At 62.6% G+C, this 15,792-nt stretch carries 15 protein-coding genes; 4 read left to right on the top strand and 11 right to left on the bottom strand.

Annotated elements, in window-relative coordinates; genetic code table 11:
• Nucleotides 1-24 precede the first annotated feature (24 nt).
• The 7 genes from ACEXP3_RS05060 to ACEXP3_RS05030 all read right to left on the bottom strand — a co-directional run bounded on the left by ACEXP3_RS05060 (nucleotide 25) and on the right by ACEXP3_RS05030 (nucleotide 7,278).
• Entirely contained in the window at nucleotides 25-981 is a 957-nt protein-coding gene (locus ACEXP3_RS05060) for a LysR substrate-binding domain-containing protein (protein ID WP_377296290.1), read from the bottom strand.
• Nucleotides 982-998: 17 nt separating this feature from the next.
• The gene (locus ACEXP3_RS05055; protein WP_377296289.1) at nucleotides 999-2,243 is read right to left on the bottom strand and encodes an acyl-CoA dehydrogenase family protein; all 1,245 of its coding nucleotides are present in this window, start codon (nucleotides 2,241-2,243) and stop codon (nucleotides 999-1,001) included.
• 66 nt (nucleotides 2,244-2,309) lie between these two features.
• On the bottom strand, nucleotides 2,310-3,365 hold the full coding sequence (locus tag ACEXP3_RS05050) for an aldo/keto reductase (protein ID WP_377296288.1): 1,056 nt from the start codon (nucleotides 3,363-3,365) through the stop codon (nucleotides 2,310-2,312).
• A gap of 20 nt (nucleotides 3,366-3,385) precedes the next feature.
• Entirely contained in the window at nucleotides 3,386-4,321 is a 936-nt protein-coding gene (locus tag ACEXP3_RS05045) for an ABC transporter ATP-binding protein (RefSeq protein ID WP_377296287.1), read from the bottom strand.
• The gene (locus ACEXP3_RS05040) at nucleotides 4,299-5,297 is read right to left on the bottom strand and encodes an ABC transporter ATP-binding protein (protein ID WP_377296286.1); all 999 of its coding nucleotides are present in this window, start codon (nucleotides 5,295-5,297) and stop codon (nucleotides 4,299-4,301) included. Before ACEXP3_RS05040 ends, ACEXP3_RS05045 begins: the two co-directional genes overlap by 23 nt.
• Nucleotides 5,294-6,292, bottom strand: coding sequence for an ABC transporter permease (locus ACEXP3_RS05035; protein WP_377296285.1), 999 nt, complete (start codon nucleotides 6,290-6,292; stop codon nucleotides 5,294-5,296). The genes ACEXP3_RS05040 and ACEXP3_RS05035 overlap by 4 nt, the downstream gene beginning before the upstream one ends.
• Nucleotides 6,289-7,278 carry an ABC transporter permease gene (locus tag ACEXP3_RS05030; protein ID WP_210104513.1) on the bottom strand — a complete coding sequence of 330 codons (990 nt, stop codon included), beginning with the start codon at nucleotides 7,276-7,278 and terminating at the stop codon, nucleotides 6,289-6,291. Before ACEXP3_RS05030 ends, ACEXP3_RS05035 begins: the two co-directional genes overlap by 4 nt.
• A gap of 251 nt (nucleotides 7,279-7,529) precedes the next feature.
• Here ACEXP3_RS05030 and ACEXP3_RS05025 point away from each other — a divergent pair, with 251 nt between their 5' ends.
• From ACEXP3_RS05025 to ACEXP3_RS05010, 4 genes are all read left to right on the top strand, one after another.
• Nucleotides 7,530-9,137: an ABC transporter substrate-binding protein gene (locus ACEXP3_RS05025; protein ID WP_377296284.1), complete on the top strand. Its 1,608-nt coding sequence runs from the start codon at nucleotides 7,530-7,532 to the stop codon at nucleotides 9,135-9,137.
• Nucleotides 9,138-9,178: 41 nt separating this feature from the next.
• Nucleotides 9,179-10,213, top strand: a complete 1,035-nt coding sequence (locus ACEXP3_RS05020; protein ID WP_377296283.1) for an ABC transporter substrate-binding protein — start codon at nucleotides 9,179-9,181, stop codon at nucleotides 10,211-10,213.
• Nucleotides 10,210-11,412 (top strand): acyl-CoA dehydrogenase family protein, encoded by a 1,203-nt coding sequence (locus ACEXP3_RS05015; protein WP_377296282.1) that lies wholly within the window; start codon nucleotides 10,210-10,212, stop codon nucleotides 11,410-11,412. The genes ACEXP3_RS05020 and ACEXP3_RS05015 overlap by 4 nt, the downstream gene beginning before the upstream one ends.
• Nucleotides 11,413-11,552: 140 nt before the next feature.
• Entirely contained in the window at nucleotides 11,553-12,008 is a 456-nt protein-coding gene (locus ACEXP3_RS05010; RefSeq protein WP_377296281.1) for an RrF2 family transcriptional regulator, read from the top strand.
• 6 nt (nucleotides 12,009-12,014) lie between these two features.
• On the opposite strand, the gene ACEXP3_RS05005 is transcribed toward ACEXP3_RS05010, so the two are convergent.
• The 4 genes from ACEXP3_RS05005 to ACEXP3_RS04990 form a co-directional block, all read right to left on the bottom strand.
• Nucleotides 12,015-13,217 carry an acyl-CoA dehydrogenase family protein gene (locus tag ACEXP3_RS05005; protein WP_377296280.1) on the bottom strand — a complete coding sequence of 401 codons (1,203 nt, stop codon included), beginning with the start codon at nucleotides 13,215-13,217 and terminating at the stop codon, nucleotides 12,015-12,017.
• 129 nt (nucleotides 13,218-13,346) lie between these two features.
• Nucleotides 13,347-13,892, bottom strand: a complete 546-nt coding sequence (locus ACEXP3_RS05000) for a flavin reductase family protein (protein WP_210104518.1) — start codon at nucleotides 13,890-13,892, stop codon at nucleotides 13,347-13,349.
• Between the two features lie 212 nt (nucleotides 13,893-14,104).
• The gene (locus tag ACEXP3_RS04995; protein ID WP_210104519.1) at nucleotides 14,105-14,959 is read right to left on the bottom strand and encodes an ABC transporter permease subunit; all 855 of its coding nucleotides are present in this window, start codon (nucleotides 14,957-14,959) and stop codon (nucleotides 14,105-14,107) included.
• Nucleotides 14,956-15,747, bottom strand: a complete 792-nt coding sequence (locus ACEXP3_RS04990) for a taurine ABC transporter ATP-binding protein (RefSeq protein WP_377296279.1) — start codon at nucleotides 15,745-15,747, stop codon at nucleotides 14,956-14,958. Before ACEXP3_RS04990 ends, ACEXP3_RS04995 begins: the two co-directional genes overlap by 4 nt.
• Nucleotides 15,748-15,792 lie beyond the last annotated feature (45 nt).

Genomic DNA, 15,792 nt, shown 5'->3' with positions numbered 1-15,792 from the left:
TGGCGGGCAAATGCCCGCCATGTCTCAGTGAGCAGAGGAGGGGAAGCCCTTTGCTTCCTGATGCAGAAGTGCAAACAGCACTTCCACCTGCGGCAGGCGGCGGCGATCATCGGAGGCGATGAGATAATAGGGCGACGACACGGGAATGGCGCGACCAAGCGGGCTCACCAGGCGGCCCGTCTGCAACTCGGCCGAGACGAGCGAATGTCTTGCCAGCGCGATGCCGCTGCCCGCCAACACCGTTTCGATCAATGCCGGAATGCTGGTGAGGCGCGGCCCCTTGCCGGATAGCCGCACTGGAAAGCCGCAGGCCCGCAGCCATCGTGGCCAATCGAGTTCGGGCTCCGCCTGCGCGTCGTAGATCACGGGCACGTCCCGCAGACGATGCGCGCCCTCCTGCAGTTCATGCCGCGCTGCAAAGGCCGGCGTGCAGACGGGCAGAATGCTGTCGGGCAGCAGCAGTTCGCAGTGGTGTCCCGCAAGCGGGTAGCTGAGCGGCAGGATGGCGCAGTCCGCCTCCAGCCGGGCAAGGTCCGCCTCGCCGGAGATGGATCGTTCGATCACCAGGTCGGTGTCCCCGATGCCTTCGTTGAGGAGATGCAGGCGCGGCGCCAGCCAGCGGCTGGCAAAGGCGTCATCCACCATGAGCCGGAGCGTCGTACGCCGGCCCTGCGCATAGAGCGCGCCCAGACTGTCGACGATGGATTCGAAGGCGGCAGACAGGCCCGGATAGAGCGAGGCGCCGGCGGGCGTCAGCACCAGTTCGCCGCGGTTGCGGCTGAACAGCACTTCGCCCAAATGGGTTTCCAGCAACCGGATCTGCTGGCCGATCGCAGCCGTCGTGACGTGCAGGTCCTCGGCAGCCTTTGAGAAGCTGGCATAGCGTGCCGTGACCACGAAGGCCCTCAGCGCCGTCAGCGGCGGCAGCCGGGAAAGCCCCGGCAAGGGTTGCGTCGCTCGAAGGATGGCTGACTGTCCCATGACGATCCTATCGTGGTTTAGAAAACGCGGCCTTCAAGAAGATGCGTCTTGGTGCCGTTGAGGTAGAAATCGCCGACCACGCGCGCCTTGTGCAGCAGCGGATTGTGATTGTAGACGGTGCGGATATTGCGCCAGTAGCGGTCGAGGTTGAGGTCGCGCGAGGTGGCTGAGCCGCCGCCCAGTTCGAACACCTTGGTCGCGGCCGAAAGCGCCAGCTGCGCGGTCACGATCTGGACGCGCGACGTGGTCAGCGCGCTGTCCGTCAAAGCCTGTTCGATTGCCTCTTCATCGCCCGTGGCGAAGGCCGCAACCGTTCGGTCGAGCGCGCCGGCGCCCTCCCGGATGAGGGTTTGCACGGCAAAGGCTGCCGCACTCAATTCACCCACCACATTCTGGACGAACGGATCCTGGGCTGCGGTATCGGCGGCACTGTGGGCTGCGGCGCGTGCCTGTTTCTGGACGTAGCGGATGCCTTCCTCCACCGCGCCCTGAACGGCGCCGGCGGCGGAGGCGGCGAGATGCAGCTGCCGCATCGTGGAGCAATGACGCCCGACCAGCGATCCCAGCGTCCGGTTGGAAATCTCATGCGCATGGACAAGAACGTTGTCCAGGAGAACGCCGCCGCTGGCCGTCATCCGCTGGCCCATGCCGTCCCAGTCATCCAGAACGGTCACGCCTTCGCGCGTGACGGGCAGGAGACTGTAGGCCGGGTTTCCGTCATCATCCAGGGCACTGAAGCTGGCGAAATCGGCAAAGGCCGTGCCCGTCGCATACCACTTGCGGCCGTTGAGCCGAAAATTCTCGCCGTCACGCGTCAGCCGCGTGGTGATCTCGCCGGGCTTGTGCGTGCCCTGTTCGGTATGCGCGCCGCCGAACAGTTTGCCGTCCAGCACATGTGCAAGCAGAGTGCGCTCGCGTTCGCCCTGGATGCCGCCCAGCACCAGCCCTTCGGTGAAATTGAAGTGGCTGCGCAGGGCATGCGGCACATTGCTGTCGGCCGCCCCGAGGATCATCAGCACCTCGATGTAATCGCGGATGCTGCCGCCGGGACCGCCAAGCGCCTTCGGAATGCGCAGCGTCCCCAGACGGGCCTGCTTGATCTGTTCAAAAATGTCGAAGGGCAGAACCCGGTCGCGCTCGCGCAGGGCCGCATCCTTGGCCAGATCGGCAGCGATCCGTCGCGCGCTTTCGATCAGCTCCTCGCGGGAGAACGGAGAGGCGGGTACGGGATCGGCAGAGAGGGATCGAAGCGTGCTTGGCATGGTTCTGTTCCAGGAGAATAAAGAGGATAGGGCGGCAGCTGATCCCGCCGCCCGAAGCGGTGTCGGTCAGGCGACAGCGCGCGGCGCTTCAGCAACCGGAGCGGATGCTTTCACAGCGCGCGGCACGCGGCCTTCCACCGGATGGCTTGGATCGTTGAAGCCGGGCGTGGAGGGGTGGCCGGTGGTGACGAGGCTGTCGATCAAAGCTTCGTCTTCCGCATCGATCTGCACATCAAGCGCGCGGATATAGCCGTCCCAGTGCTCTTCGGTACGCGGGCCGGTGATGGCAGCCGTGACCAACTGGTTGTTCAGCACCCAGGCGAGCGCGAAATCGGCGGCCTTGATGCCCTTGCGGGCGGCATGCGCCGCGATCTTCTGGGCGATCTCGACCGATTCCGGGCGCCATTCGGTTTCCAGAATGCGCTTGTCGCCACGACCGGCGCGGGTATCGGCGGCCGGTGCTGCGCCCGGCTGATACTTTCCGGTCAGCACGCCGCGCGCCAGCGGCGAATAGGAAACGACGCCGAGGCCGTAATGATGCGCCGCCGGCAGTTGTTCGGCCTCGGCCGTGCGGTTGACGATGTTGTAGAGCGGCTGGCTGGCAACGGGACGATCGATGCCGAGCTGGTCGGCCAGATGCGAGATTTCCGCAATACGCCAGCCACGGAAGTTGGACACGCCGAAATAGCGCAGCTTGCCGGCGCGGATGAGGTCGGCAATGGCGCGCACCGGCTCTTCCAGCGGCGCATCGAACACGGCCCGGTGGAAATAGAGAATGTCGATGTAGTCGGTGTTGAGGCGCCGCAGCGAGTTCTCGACCGTTTCGATCACCCATTTGCGGGAATGGCCACCGAGGTTCGGGCCCTTCACATGCGAGTTGACGAATTTCGTCGCCAGCACCCAATGGTCGCGATGCGCCTTGATGCCGCGCCCGACGACCTCTTCGGACTTGCCGTTGTGGTAGACATCGGCGGTGTCGATGAAGTTGATGCCCTGGTCCTTCGCCTTGTCGATAATGCGGAAGGCCACGTCATCCGGCGTCGGTCCGCCGAACATCATGGTGCCGAGGCTCAAAGGGGAAACCTTCAGGGCGCTGCGGCCAAGGTAGCGATAATCGACCATTTTTGTACTCCAATCGGTCTTCAGTTTGTATGATGGCAGGCGACCGCGTGGGCGGTGCCGAAAAGGCGATGCTCCGGTGCCTGCGCGCGGCAAAGGTCCGTCGCCAGCGGACAGCGGGTGTGGAAACGACAGCCAGAGGGTGGATTGTGCGGGCTCGGCAGGTCGCCGGAAATGGGCGCTGCCTCTCTGCGGCGGCTGGGATCCGGCACCGCGGCCAAAAGCGCGCGGGTATAAGGATGCTTCGGGTCTGCCCAGAGCTCGGCGGTCGGCGCGCTTTCGACGATCTTGCCGAGATACATCACCAGCACCCGGTCGGAGAAATAGCGCACCACCGACAGATCGTGCGAGACGAAGAGATAGGAGAGCGACAGCCTGTTCTTCATCTCCACCAGCAGATTGAGGATCTGCGCCTGGATGGAAAGGTCGAGCGCCGAGACGGGCTCGTCGCACACCACCAGTTCCGGCTGGAGGATCAGCGCGCGGGCAATGCCGATGCGCTGCCGCTGGCCGCCGGAAAACTCGTGCGGATAGCGATCGAGCGAATCCGCCGGCAGGCCGACCTGAAGAATGATGGACTCGACGATCTGCTGGCGACGTTTTGAATCGCCGATGCCATGAACCTTCAGCGGCGCCGTCAGGATCGCCCGGATCGTCTGGCGCGGATTGAGGGACGCAAACGGGTCCTGAAAGATCATCTGGATGCTGCGGCGAAGACTGCGCAACTCGCCGGCCGGCATGGCGGTCACATCCCGGCCCTTGAATTCCACCTGTCCGGATGTCGGCTCGACCAGGCGCATCAGCGATTTGCCGAGCGAGGATTTGCCGCAGCCGGATTCGCCCACCAGCGCCACGGTTTCGCCCGGCTCGATGGTGAGCGAGACGTCATCGACGGCGCGCACGGTGCCGCGCCCACCGGCATAATGGGTGGAGAGATTACGAACGGAGAGAAGCGTCATGGATCTGGCTCACAAAGCGCGTCGGGGTAAAGGGGCAGGCGGCGAGACGGTCCTCGGCAATCTGTCTCAGCGCCGGTACGGCAAAGCCGCAGGAGGCTTGCGCGCTCGGACAGCGGGGCCGGAAGGCGCAGCCCTTTTCACCCGTCGCGGATACGATGGAGCCTGGAATTTCGATCAGGGGTCCGTCGCGATAGTGATGGCCGCTTTCGGCGCGCGGCGAGGCGCCCAGAAGTCCGCGCGTATAGGGATGGTAGGGGTCGGTAAAGACCGGCTCGGGCAGACCCTCTTCCACCTTGCGACCGGCATACATCACCATCACCCGGTCCGCCCATTGCGCGACGATGCCAAGATCGTGCGTAATGAGGATGACGGCCATGTTCAGATCGCGGCGCAGATTGTCGAGGAGCTGCAGGATCTGCGCCTGGATCGTCACGTCGAGAGCAGTCGTTGCCTCGTCGGCGATCAGCAGTTTCGGATTGCAGGCAACGCCGATGGCGATCATCACGCGCTGGCGCATGCCGCCGGACAGTTGATGCGGATAATCATCGACGCGCTTGCGCGCTTCCGGAATATTGACGAGCTCCAGAAGGTCCAAGGCACGCTGCCGGGCCTGCTTGCGATCCAGCCGTTCGTGGATGCGCAGCACCTCGGTGATCTGTTCACCGACGGTGAGCACCGGATTGAGCGAGGTCATCGGCTCCTGGAAGATCATGCCGATATCGCGGCCGCGGATCCTGCGCCAGTCCCGCTCGCTTTGGCCGAGAAGGTCATACCCGTCGAAACGGATTTCCCCGCCCGTCTTCGCATGGCGTGGCAACAGACCGATCAGCCCAAGCGCAGTCAGCGACTTGCCGGAACCGGATTCGCCGACGATGGCGAGCATTTCGCCGGGATTGGCGGTGAAGCTGACGCCCTTGACCGGCTGGCTGGCACCGAAGGCAACCGAGAAATCACGAACCTCGAGAAGGGCAGTCATCGACGTTCCTCCGAAAAGCGCGGGTTTAGCGCGTCGTTCAGACCATCGCTGATCAGGTTGAGCGAAATGACGGTGAAGACGATGGCAAGGCCCGGCAGCGCCGTCAGGTACCAGGCGGTGCGGATGACATCGCGGCCGGCGCCGATCATCGAGCCCCAGGAGACACGGTTCGGATCGCCCAGCCCCATGAAGGAGAGGGCGGCTTCCATGAGGATCGCGCCGGCGACCATCACGGAGGAGGTGACGATGATGGGCGGCAGCGCATTCGGCAGGATCTCGCGGAACACGATCCGCACGTGGCCATAGCCGAGGCTGCGGGCGGCGAGCACGTAATCCTTTTCGCGGATGGCCCGGAATTCGGCGCGGGTGAGCCGGGCAACCATCGGCCAGGTGATGATGCCGATGGCGCAGGTGACGGTCAGCACATTCGGCTGGGCGATGGCGACCAACACGACCAGCAGCACGAAGCTCGGCAGCGTCTGGAAGATCTCGATGAGTTTGACCAGCACATCGTCCACAAGGCCGCCGAAATAGCCGGCAATCGCGCCGACCAGAATGCCGATGGTAAGGCCGATCAGCGTGGCGGCGATGCCCACGGTGAGCGAAATCCGCGCACCATGAACGATGCCTGCCAGCACGTCACGCCCCATGGAATCGGTGCCCAGCGGATAATCCGGGTTCTGCCCCGGCCACAGGAAGGGGCGTGCCACCATTTCCAGGGGATCGCCCGGGAAGAGATAGGGGGCAGCCAGCGCCAACACGACGACCGTCAACAGAAACGCCAGGCCAATGATGGCGTTTGGATTGGTGAGGAAAATGCGCAACTCCCGGCGCAGACCGGCCTTCGTCACGGTGGCGGACGACTGGGTCAGTGCATCCGGCGCATGGAGGAACGGCCAGTCCTTGGACTGTTCCGGCGTTGCCGCTTCAACTTCATCCGATTGGAGGGCACCGAGGCGCGGGGAGCGGGCGATGGAAGACTGTGTGAGGGTCATCGGCTTTCTCCGATGCGCGGATCAAGCCAGGCCTGCAGCAGATCGACTGTGGCGTTGACGATGATCACGACAAATGAAGACAGAAGAAGAATGCCGAGCAGGACGCTGAAATCGCGCGCCATCACCGCCTCGAAAGCGAGACGGCCAAGCCCCGGCCAGCTGAACACGGTTTCCACCACGACGGCGCCGCCGAGCATGCCGCCGATATGCATGCCGGCAAGCGTGGTGATCGGGATCAGCGCGTTGCGCAGGATGTGGCGCAGCACGAGGCGCAGCGGCGAAACTCCCTTGGCGCGGGCAGTGCGCACATAATCCTGCGATTTCACCTCCAGCATCGCGGCGCGCGTCAGCCGTGCATAGATTGCGAGATAATAGAGCGAGAGCGACAGCGCCGGCAGCACGATATAGCGCGCCCTGTCGGCAAGTGCGGCAAAGCCTGTGAGACTGCTTCCGATCGTGCTGTCGCCGCCGGACGGCAGCCAGCCGAGCTTCACCGAAAAAAGCAGGATCAGCATCAGGCCGATCCAGAAGCCCGGCACGGAATAGAAAAGCAGCGAACCGACGGAAAGCACGCGATCCGGCAGGCGACCGGAAAACTGCGCCATCAGCGAACCAAGGATCACGCCGATGGTGAGCGCAAAGAGCAGTGCTGCGCCCATCAGGATCAGCGTGCCCGGCAGTCTCTGGCCGATCAGTTCGGCAACCGGCATGCCGTAGCGTGGCGAATAGCCTAGGCTGAAATGAGCGAGATTGCTCAGATAGTTCAGCAACTGGTGGATGACAGGCAGGTCGAGCCCGAAACGGGATCGCAGGTCCGCCATGGTTTCCACCGTCGCCGAGCCCGCTTCCGCCGCCATCACATCTGCCGCATCGCCGGGGGCGAATTGCAGCAGGAAGAAGTTGAGGATCACAATTCCCACGACGGTGGGGACCGCCTGGATGGCGGTGCGCCTCAGTCGCTGAAAGAGCCTTCTGGATACAATCATATGGTCAATCCGATGATGCGGCAGCCCGCGAAACTCCGACCTTGATAGTTGACTAGTTTTATAGAATTTGTCAAATAGCATGAGAAATTTTTTGCGATGAATGGTCGAATTAGCCCTGTGTATTGGGTGTTCATGCTGATTTACGGATTAAATTTGAACATATTTTCTCATTCAGCGAACATTTGCGCAAAAATCCGCGACACATCGGCGGCGAAGAAAGAAATTCTCGCCGCCCCGAAAGAGAGGGCCTCATGCACACCAAATTCCACCTCAGCCGCAGACGTCTCCTGCAAGGCTCCGTTGCGCTCGCAAGCCTGTCGCTCACGCAGGTGTCAGTCCAGGCGGCCGCGCCGGCCAGCGGCGGAACAGCAACGCTCGTGCTTGCCTCCGAGCCGCCTGTTCTGACCACCATTGCGCATACGGCGTATAATTCCGTCTATGTCTCCCCCAAGGTCACCGAGGGTCTGCTCACCTATGATTTCGACCTGAACCCGAAGCCGCTTCTGGCACGGGAATGGGCGATCAGCCCGGACGGTTTGCGTTACACCTTCCGCCTGCGTCCGGGCGTCAAGTGGCACGACGGCAAGCCTTTCACATCGGCGGACGTGGCCTTTTCCATCCAGACGATCAGGGAGATCCATCCGCGCGGTCGCAACACCTTCCTGAACCTGACGGCGGTGGAGACGCCGGACGAATTGACGGCGATCCTGGTGCTGTCCAAGCCGGCGCCTTACCTGATTACCGCCTTGGCCGCCGCCGAGACGCCGATCGTTCCGAAGCATCTTTATGAAGGGACGAAAGCGGCGGAAAATCCGGTCAATCTGGCGCCGATCGGCACCGGTCCATTCCGCTTCAAGGAATGGGTGCGCGGCAGCCATCTCGTCTATGAGCGCAATCCCGACTACTGGGACAAGCCGCGGCCCTATCTCGATCGCCTCATCGTTCGCTTCATTCCCGATTCGGCCGCACGGGCGATTGCCATCGAAACGGGGGAAATCGATCTCGCACCCAGCACGCCGCTGCCCTACAGCGATCTCGACCGCATCAAGGCCCTGCCGCATATCGGCTTCGAGACGCAGGGGTATCAGTATTCCAACAGTGTCAGCCGCATCGAGTTCAATCTCGAGAAGGACTTCTTCAAGGACGTGCGCGTGCGCCGTGCCTTCGCCCATGTCATCGACAAGAAGGTCATCTTCAACACGGTCAATTACGGCTATGGCTCGATCAATCCGGGTCCGATCAATCCCAAGCTGACAAAATGGTATGTGGGTGACCTCAAGACCTATCCGGTCGATCTGAAGGCGGCCGAAGCGCTGCTCGACGAGGCCGGCTACAAGCGTGGGACCGGCGGTATCCGGGCGAAACTGACCATCGACTATGTGCCCAGCGGCGAAGGTTACGCGCGGGGCGCCGAATATATCCGCCAGGCGCTGTCGAAGGTCGGCATCGAGGTCACGGTGCGGGCGCAGGACTTTGCCACCTACACCAAGCGGATCTACACGGATCGCGATTTCGACTTCGCCTATGAGGGCATGAGCAATCTGTTCGATCCGACGGTCGGGGTGCAGCGGCTCTATTGGAGCAAGAATTTCCGAAAGGGTGTCCCTTTCTCCAATGGTGCTGCCTATTCCAATCCTGTGGTCGATTCGCTTCTGGAAGCCGCTGCCATTGAGATCGATCCGAAAAAACGGTTCGAACAGTGGCGCGACATCCAGCGCCTGCTTGTGGAGGATCTGCCGGCGATCGATATCGCCAGCCCGCCGGAGATCACGATCTACAACAAGCGCATCGCAGACCACACGGTCGGCGCCGAGGGCGTCTCCGGCAGTCTGGCCTTTGCCTATGTCACCTCAGCCTGAGTTTTTCCGGATGCTGGCCACATCCGATGGCCTTGGAGGCAATGATCATGACCCTGTCTGAACTTTGGTACACCCGCTGCCCGGTGCCGACACCCGTCGGCCTTGCCGCGCAACTCGGCCTTCTGGAAAAGACGTTTTCCGATGCGGGCGTGACGCTGAAATCGATCATCGACTCTCCGGACAGAAATGTTCGGCAGAGCCATTTCAACCATACGCTCGAATGGTCCTTCCGCCACGGCGGCAATGTGCCACCCATTCGCGCCCGATCGGAAGGGCGGCAAACGCGGCTGGTCGGCATCACCTGGACGGACGAGTTCCAGGCGATCGTGACGCTTCCCAAGAGCGGCATCCGGTCGATCCGGGATCTGGTGGGGCGGCGTATCGGCATTCCGAAGCGTCCCGAAGGCATTGTCGATTTCATGCGGGCCACGGCCCTGAAGGGCCTCGTCTCGGCGCTTTCGCTGGAGGGTCTTTCCGTCGATGATGTTCAACTGGTGGATGTCGAGATCGCGCAGTCGGTTCTTGCCGACCAGGAAGGACAGTCGCTCTTCGGCCTGAAGCGCCGGCAGTCTTTTGGCGAGGAGGCCGCGGCGCTCCTGCGGGGCGAGGTGGACGCGATCTTCGTCAAGGGAACCGCCGGCATTGCCGCGGCCAATTTCATCGGTGCGGTGCCGGTCGTGGAATTCGGCTTTCACCCCGATCCGAAGATCCGGATCAATTCCGGCTCGCCGCGCATCCTCACCGTCGATCAGAGGCTGGCGGACGAGCGGCCGGATCTGGTGGCGCGCCTGATCGGCGCGATCCATCAGGCATCCGCCTGGGCTGAACGGAACCCTGAGGAGACCCGGCGCTTCGTGGCGCGCGAGGCGGGTGCAACTGAAGAGCAGGTGCTTGCCGCCAACGGCCCGGATGTGCACCGCCACCTCGGCCTCTCGCTCGACCCGGCGCTTGTCGACGCGGTTGGCCATTACAAGGATTTTCTGCGCGACTGGGGTTTCCTGGAGGCCGATTTCAGCGTGGCTGACTGGGTGGATCACAGGCCGTGGGATCTGCTTGACGGAAGGGCGGTCGCATGACGGTTTCGGCTACGGCTTTCCCCAGGGCGCCGGTCGAGGTGGATGCGGTCGCAATCGCCCGGGATCTGGCGGTGCGTTTTGCGCAGACGGCCGCCCACCACGATCGAACAGGCGAATTTCCCACCGCCAATGTCCGGGCTTTGTTCGAGAAAGGACTGCTGGGGCTGGTGACCGCCCGCGAGCAGGGGGGCCTCGGAGAAGGACTTGAAGCAGCACAGGCGGTGATTTCCGCCATCGCGACCGGCGAACCCTCGACGGCGCTGGTTCTTGCCATGCATTACAACAACCACGCCGCCATCCGGCGTGGCCAATGGCCGTCGCATCTGGCGGAACGGGTGCTTGCGGCCAATCGCCGGCGGCCGGCGCTGTTGAATGCCGCCCAGGCTGAACCCGGCATGGGATCGCCCGCCCATGGCGGCCTGCCCGCCACGACGGCGCGGCGCGAGGGCGAGCACTGGATCATCGATGGCCGCAAGAGCTTCGTCACGGGCTTGACGGGCCTCGCCTTCGCCAATGTGCTGGCGCTGACGCAGGAGCCGGCGCCGCGGCTGATCCAGCTTCTGGTGCCCCTGGATGCGCAGGGGATCTCGCAGGTGAAGACCTGGGAGGCGGCGGGCATGTATGCCACGGCGAGCGACGATCTCGTGCTGCGCGATGTCCGGGTGCCGATCGATCACATCATAGCCGAACAGCCGGCAAGCGAGCCTCTCAGACGCGACGAGGCTGGCGGCAATGTGTTCTTCACGCTGCTGGCCGCCGTCTATCAGGGTGTCGCCACGTCTGCCCGTGACGATCTGCTGGGGCACCTGACGCAGCACAGCCCGTCCAGTCTGGGGCAGCCGCTTGCCTCGATCCCGCGGCTTCAGGAGGGATTGGGTGAGATCGAGGTTCTTTTGGCCGCCAATGCACGGCTGCTGCAATCGGTCAGTCGCGATGTCGATGCCGGCAGGTCCGTCGATACAGACGCCATGATGCTGCGTCACCTGGTCATCGAAAACGCGGTCCGGGTCACGGATCTCGCGCTGGAACTCGGCGGCAATCGCGGTCTTCGCCGGGATTATCATCTGGAGCGGCATCACCGCGATGCCGTGACGGCCAGAGCGCATGCACCGCAGAGCCACATGATCCGCACAATCCTCGGAAAGGCGGCGATTGCGCGGTTTAACGCTGCAAGCCATGCAGCAAGACTCACCGGATAAATGCCAGGCGGGCCCGCCGGCGCCGAAGGCCTTGCCAGGCTCAATCGTCATCCTTGCACCAGCATCGCGAGCGCCCTTGCCCTTTGTGGCGCTGATCGCCTATATGCAGACGATACACCGAGCGGGATGATCATAAGGCGATGCTGACGAAGAAGGGCAAATACGGGCTGAAGGCGCTGGTTCACCTTGCACAGCTGGCGCCGGGAGAAACGGCGTTCGTGGCCGACATCGCTGCCCAGAACAATATTTCGAAGAAGTTCCTCGATACGATCCTTCTCGAATTGCGCAATGGCGGGCTTCTTCGCTCCAAGAAGGGGCCGGGTGGCGGCTATGCGCTCTCCAAGCCGGCTACCGAGATCTTCGTCGGGCAGGCGATCCGTATTCTGGACGGTCCCCTGGCGCCGCTTCGCTGTGCCAGCAAGACAGCGTTCGAGCCCTGCGATGATTGCGATCATCCGGAAGACTGCCAGATTCGCGCCACGATGACGGATGTGCGCGATGCCATGGCCGCCATTCTCGACGGCACCAGCCTTGCGCAATTCGTGCAGAACAAAAAGCCGACATCGGAACGCCTGAACGCTGCGACCGAAACCTGACTTCGGTCAATTGACCGCCGTGGTTCTTTCAGCGTTTGACGCTGCAATGAGATACCGGGCCAGAACCTGGCGGTGACCGGCCCGATGCCGGTTCGATACGCGCCCGTTTTCCACGTGACCATGGGCAATCGCCGGAAGCGATGACGGGCCCTGCAGATCCAGAATGGCTGCAATCGCCTCCCGGACGATCTCGCCGGACAATATGTTGGCGGATGTCGCCGACAACCAGGCCTTGTTCTCCGACTCCACTGTCGCATCGACCTGGGCAATGTCGAGATGCAAGCCCGCCCGTTCCACCATGGCGCCCAAGCCTTCAATGCCTGCGGCCAGCCGGCCGAGCGCATTTAGCACATGCAGCTCCTCGTCGTCGCGGCTGTCAGGACCGGCGCGATCGGCCCATTCCCGGCTCTGCCTTGCGGCGAGATCGTTCAGAATGCGGCGCGCGATGCCGAGATCGATGGCGCTGTCGAGCAGCAGGGAGAGGATTGCCGGCGTGGACGGCTTTTGCCCCTCGGCCGGAAGCGTCAGGATGCTGTCTGCTGCGATATGCACATCGGCAAAGACAAGCAGGGGGGCTTCCTGTCCCACCTGTTCGGCATTCGCCGACATGTCCTTGAAGCTGATTTCGTCCGTGTCGCGATGAACAAGCGCCATGTGTGACTGGCCATGTCCATCAAGGCTCGACACCGCGATCCAGTCCGCAAACAGCGGCAGCAGCGCGCGCAACTCTCCGGTCAGGCTGCATCCCGACCGGTTGATGGAAAGCTGGGCTTGCGCAGATGAACCTGCCTGCCTGTTCGAAGGCTGCAACGGCACGGCGCAGAACTGCTCGCCGGCAAGCGCGCCGGCAAAGAAGAACTTCTGCTGGGCCGGTGCGGCTGCGATGCGTAACGTTTCCAGCACCGTGAAATGGCTCTTGAGGCTTTCGCCGATCAGCGGATTGGCTTCGGCCATGATGGCGACGATATCGGCAAGCGAGGCATTGGCAAGATCGGGCCCGCCAAATTCGGCCGGTACCGTGACCCCCAGAAGCCCGGCATGGGCGATCCACTCCAGCTCGCGATAGGGCAGGGTATGGCCCTCGCTAGGCGAGGCGGAGGCAACAGTGCGCCTGGCGAACTCCCGTGCGGCTGCCAGCGCCTCCTCTTCCGTCGAAGGATGCCCCATATCCTGTTGCGAATGAACGGGCAGGCGAAACACATTTTGCATGTACGGCCCTCCAAATCCTTTCAGAATGCTGCCACGGGCCAAGCCCCACGGGAAGAACGTTTCATCCGGCAAGGCCGATCGGGAAAGCAAATCTTTCCCCGTTCACGGGCTGCGTCAAAACACGCGGAACTAGCCGAGCGTATGATAGGTGCCGCCCTGGTAGACGAGCGAGCGGCCGCCCGAGACGCGGATGGCCAGCACCTTGCCGATCACGATCACATGGCTATGGCGTTCAATCGCTTCCTCGACAACGCAGTCGATCGCAGCCACGGCATCTTCCAGCAGCGGTGCGCCGCTGGCAAGCCGGGTCCATTCCCATCCGCGGTAGCGATCCTGTCCCTTCAAGCCGCCGACGCCGGCAAACTGGTTGGCGAGCGCCTGATGTCCGGGCCCGACGACATTGACGCCGAAAAACCCATAGCGCTCCAGAACCGGCCAGGTGGACGATGTCCGGTTGAGTGCCACCAGCATGCGCGGCGGCTCGATGGACAGGGCGGTTGCCGATGTCACGGTGGCGCCCGTGCGCGTTTCGCCTTCACCTGTGGTGATGATGCTGACACCACCGGCAAGGCTTCGAAGCGCAAGCTTCAGGCTGTCTGCATCCGCCGGACGATCTTGCGGTAGCGGGCGAGCATCATCTGTCTCAAATGCCTTCGCGGAAAACTGACTGGTCATTGCGCTATCCCTGAGCGGTGGTTCGATGCTGACAGGCTAACGGCGGCCAAGGGGAGATGCGAGACAGTCTATTTCATTCCCCATAAAGATTGTAGAATATCAATTCTTCAGCGCTGTTTGATTGCTCGCCTCCGGCGCGATTGGATCTCGAAATCAGCCGAGCGTTCCTCAGATGATAACGGAGCTATGAGTCATCATGGCCACATCTGAATTCAGCTCTTGCCTTTCCAGGGCACCAGGATTTTCTCCAGCAGTCTCAGCGTAAAGCTGAAGCCGAAGGCGCAGAGCGAAATGATGGCGATGCCTACGAAGACCACGTCAGTGGCTAGGAACTGTGCCGCCGACATGATCAGGAAGCCGATGCCTCTCGTCGATGCAATCAGTTCAGCGGCGACCAGCGTGCCCCAGCCCACGCCAATCGCAATACGGACGCCTGTGAGGATTTCCGGCAGGGCGCTTGGGAGGACGATGTGGATGAAGAGTTGCCACGGCTTGGCCCCGAGCGACTTTGCCGCATTGGCACGCTCCACCGAAACCGAGCGGACGCCGGCCTGTGCGGACAGGCAGATTGGCGCAAACATGGCGAGAAACAGAAGCGAGATCTTGGATGTTTCGCCAATGCCGAGCCAGATGATCATGAGCGGTAGATAGGAAAGCGGCGGCAGTGGCCAGTAGAATTCGATGGGCGTATCCAGCACGCCCTTTGCCCAGCGGTTGAGCCCCATCAGGAGCCCGAGCGGTATGCCGGTCAGGACGGCGAGAGCGGCGGCGAGCCCGATCCGAAACAGGCTGGCGCCGACGTGCTCGCCAAGAGATGCACCGGCGTAGCCGTCATTGAAGATGGTCACGAACTGACGAAGCACTTCCGCGGGCGAGGGAAGAAAAAGTCGCGGCACCAGTTTCAGCTCCGTGGCAAGCCACCAGAGCGCGATCAGGGCAATGGCGGTGGCGATGCTGATCGCCGTCGTGCTTCTGCCTTCCAGCCCGAAGCCGATCGGCCGTACCGTCTTTTTGGCGGAAGCAACCGTGCCTTTTTCTGCGGTGGTGTTGAGTTCGAGAACGGTCATGCGGCGGCACCTGCAAGATGATGGTCGGAATGAAGAATGTCGCGGATCTCCTCGCGCAGATTTGCAAATTCCGGCGAGAGGTGAATGGAGCGAACGTACTGCGTCTCGATAAATCGACGCACAAAATCGAGATCATAGCGCGCCACGACGCGGCCTGGGCGCGGAGACATGACGATGACCTTGGTGCCGAGGAAGAGAGCCTCTTCGATTGAATGCGTGATGAAGAAGATCCGCTTGCCGGTGCGATGCCAGACGGAGATCAGCAATTCCTGCATCTGTTCACGCGTCAGGCTGTCCAGGGCGCCGAAGGGCTCGTCCATCAACAGAATATCTGGTTCGGTCGCAAGCGCCCGCGCAATCCCGACGCGCTGGCGCATGCCGCCGGAGAGTTCATGGGGAAAGCTGCGGGCGAAATCGGCAAGCCCCACCAAGCCCAGCAGTTCTGCGGCTTTTTCATGCCGTTCCTTGCGGCTGACACCTGCGAATTTCAGCCCGAGTGCGACATTGTCTATGACCGTCGACCAGGGCAGCAGCGTGTCCTTCTGGAAGACAACGCCACGATCCGCACCGGGCCCACCGACCGGACGTCCGTTGAGGGTAATCGATCCCTCGGTCAGCGGCAGGAAGCCGGCAATGGCGTTCAGCAGGGTGGATTTGCCGCAGCCGGATGCGCCAAGGGCAACGACAAAGTCACCTTCGCTGATATCGAGGCTCACGCGATCCAGTGCGTGGATTTCCTTGCGTTGCCGTCCCTCGAAGAAGACGCTGGCATTGCTTATTCGCAACATCTCATTTCCTCGCGAAAAATGCCCCGCAAGCCTTTGCTGTGCGGG

Origin of the sequence: Neorhizobium fuzhouense (assembly GCF_042611105.1) — a bacterium.
Taxonomy (GTDB): Bacteria; Pseudomonadota; Alphaproteobacteria; order Rhizobiales; family Rhizobiaceae; genus Neorhizobium; species Neorhizobium galegae_A.
This window is presented reverse-complemented; position numbering and strand designations above follow the sequence as displayed.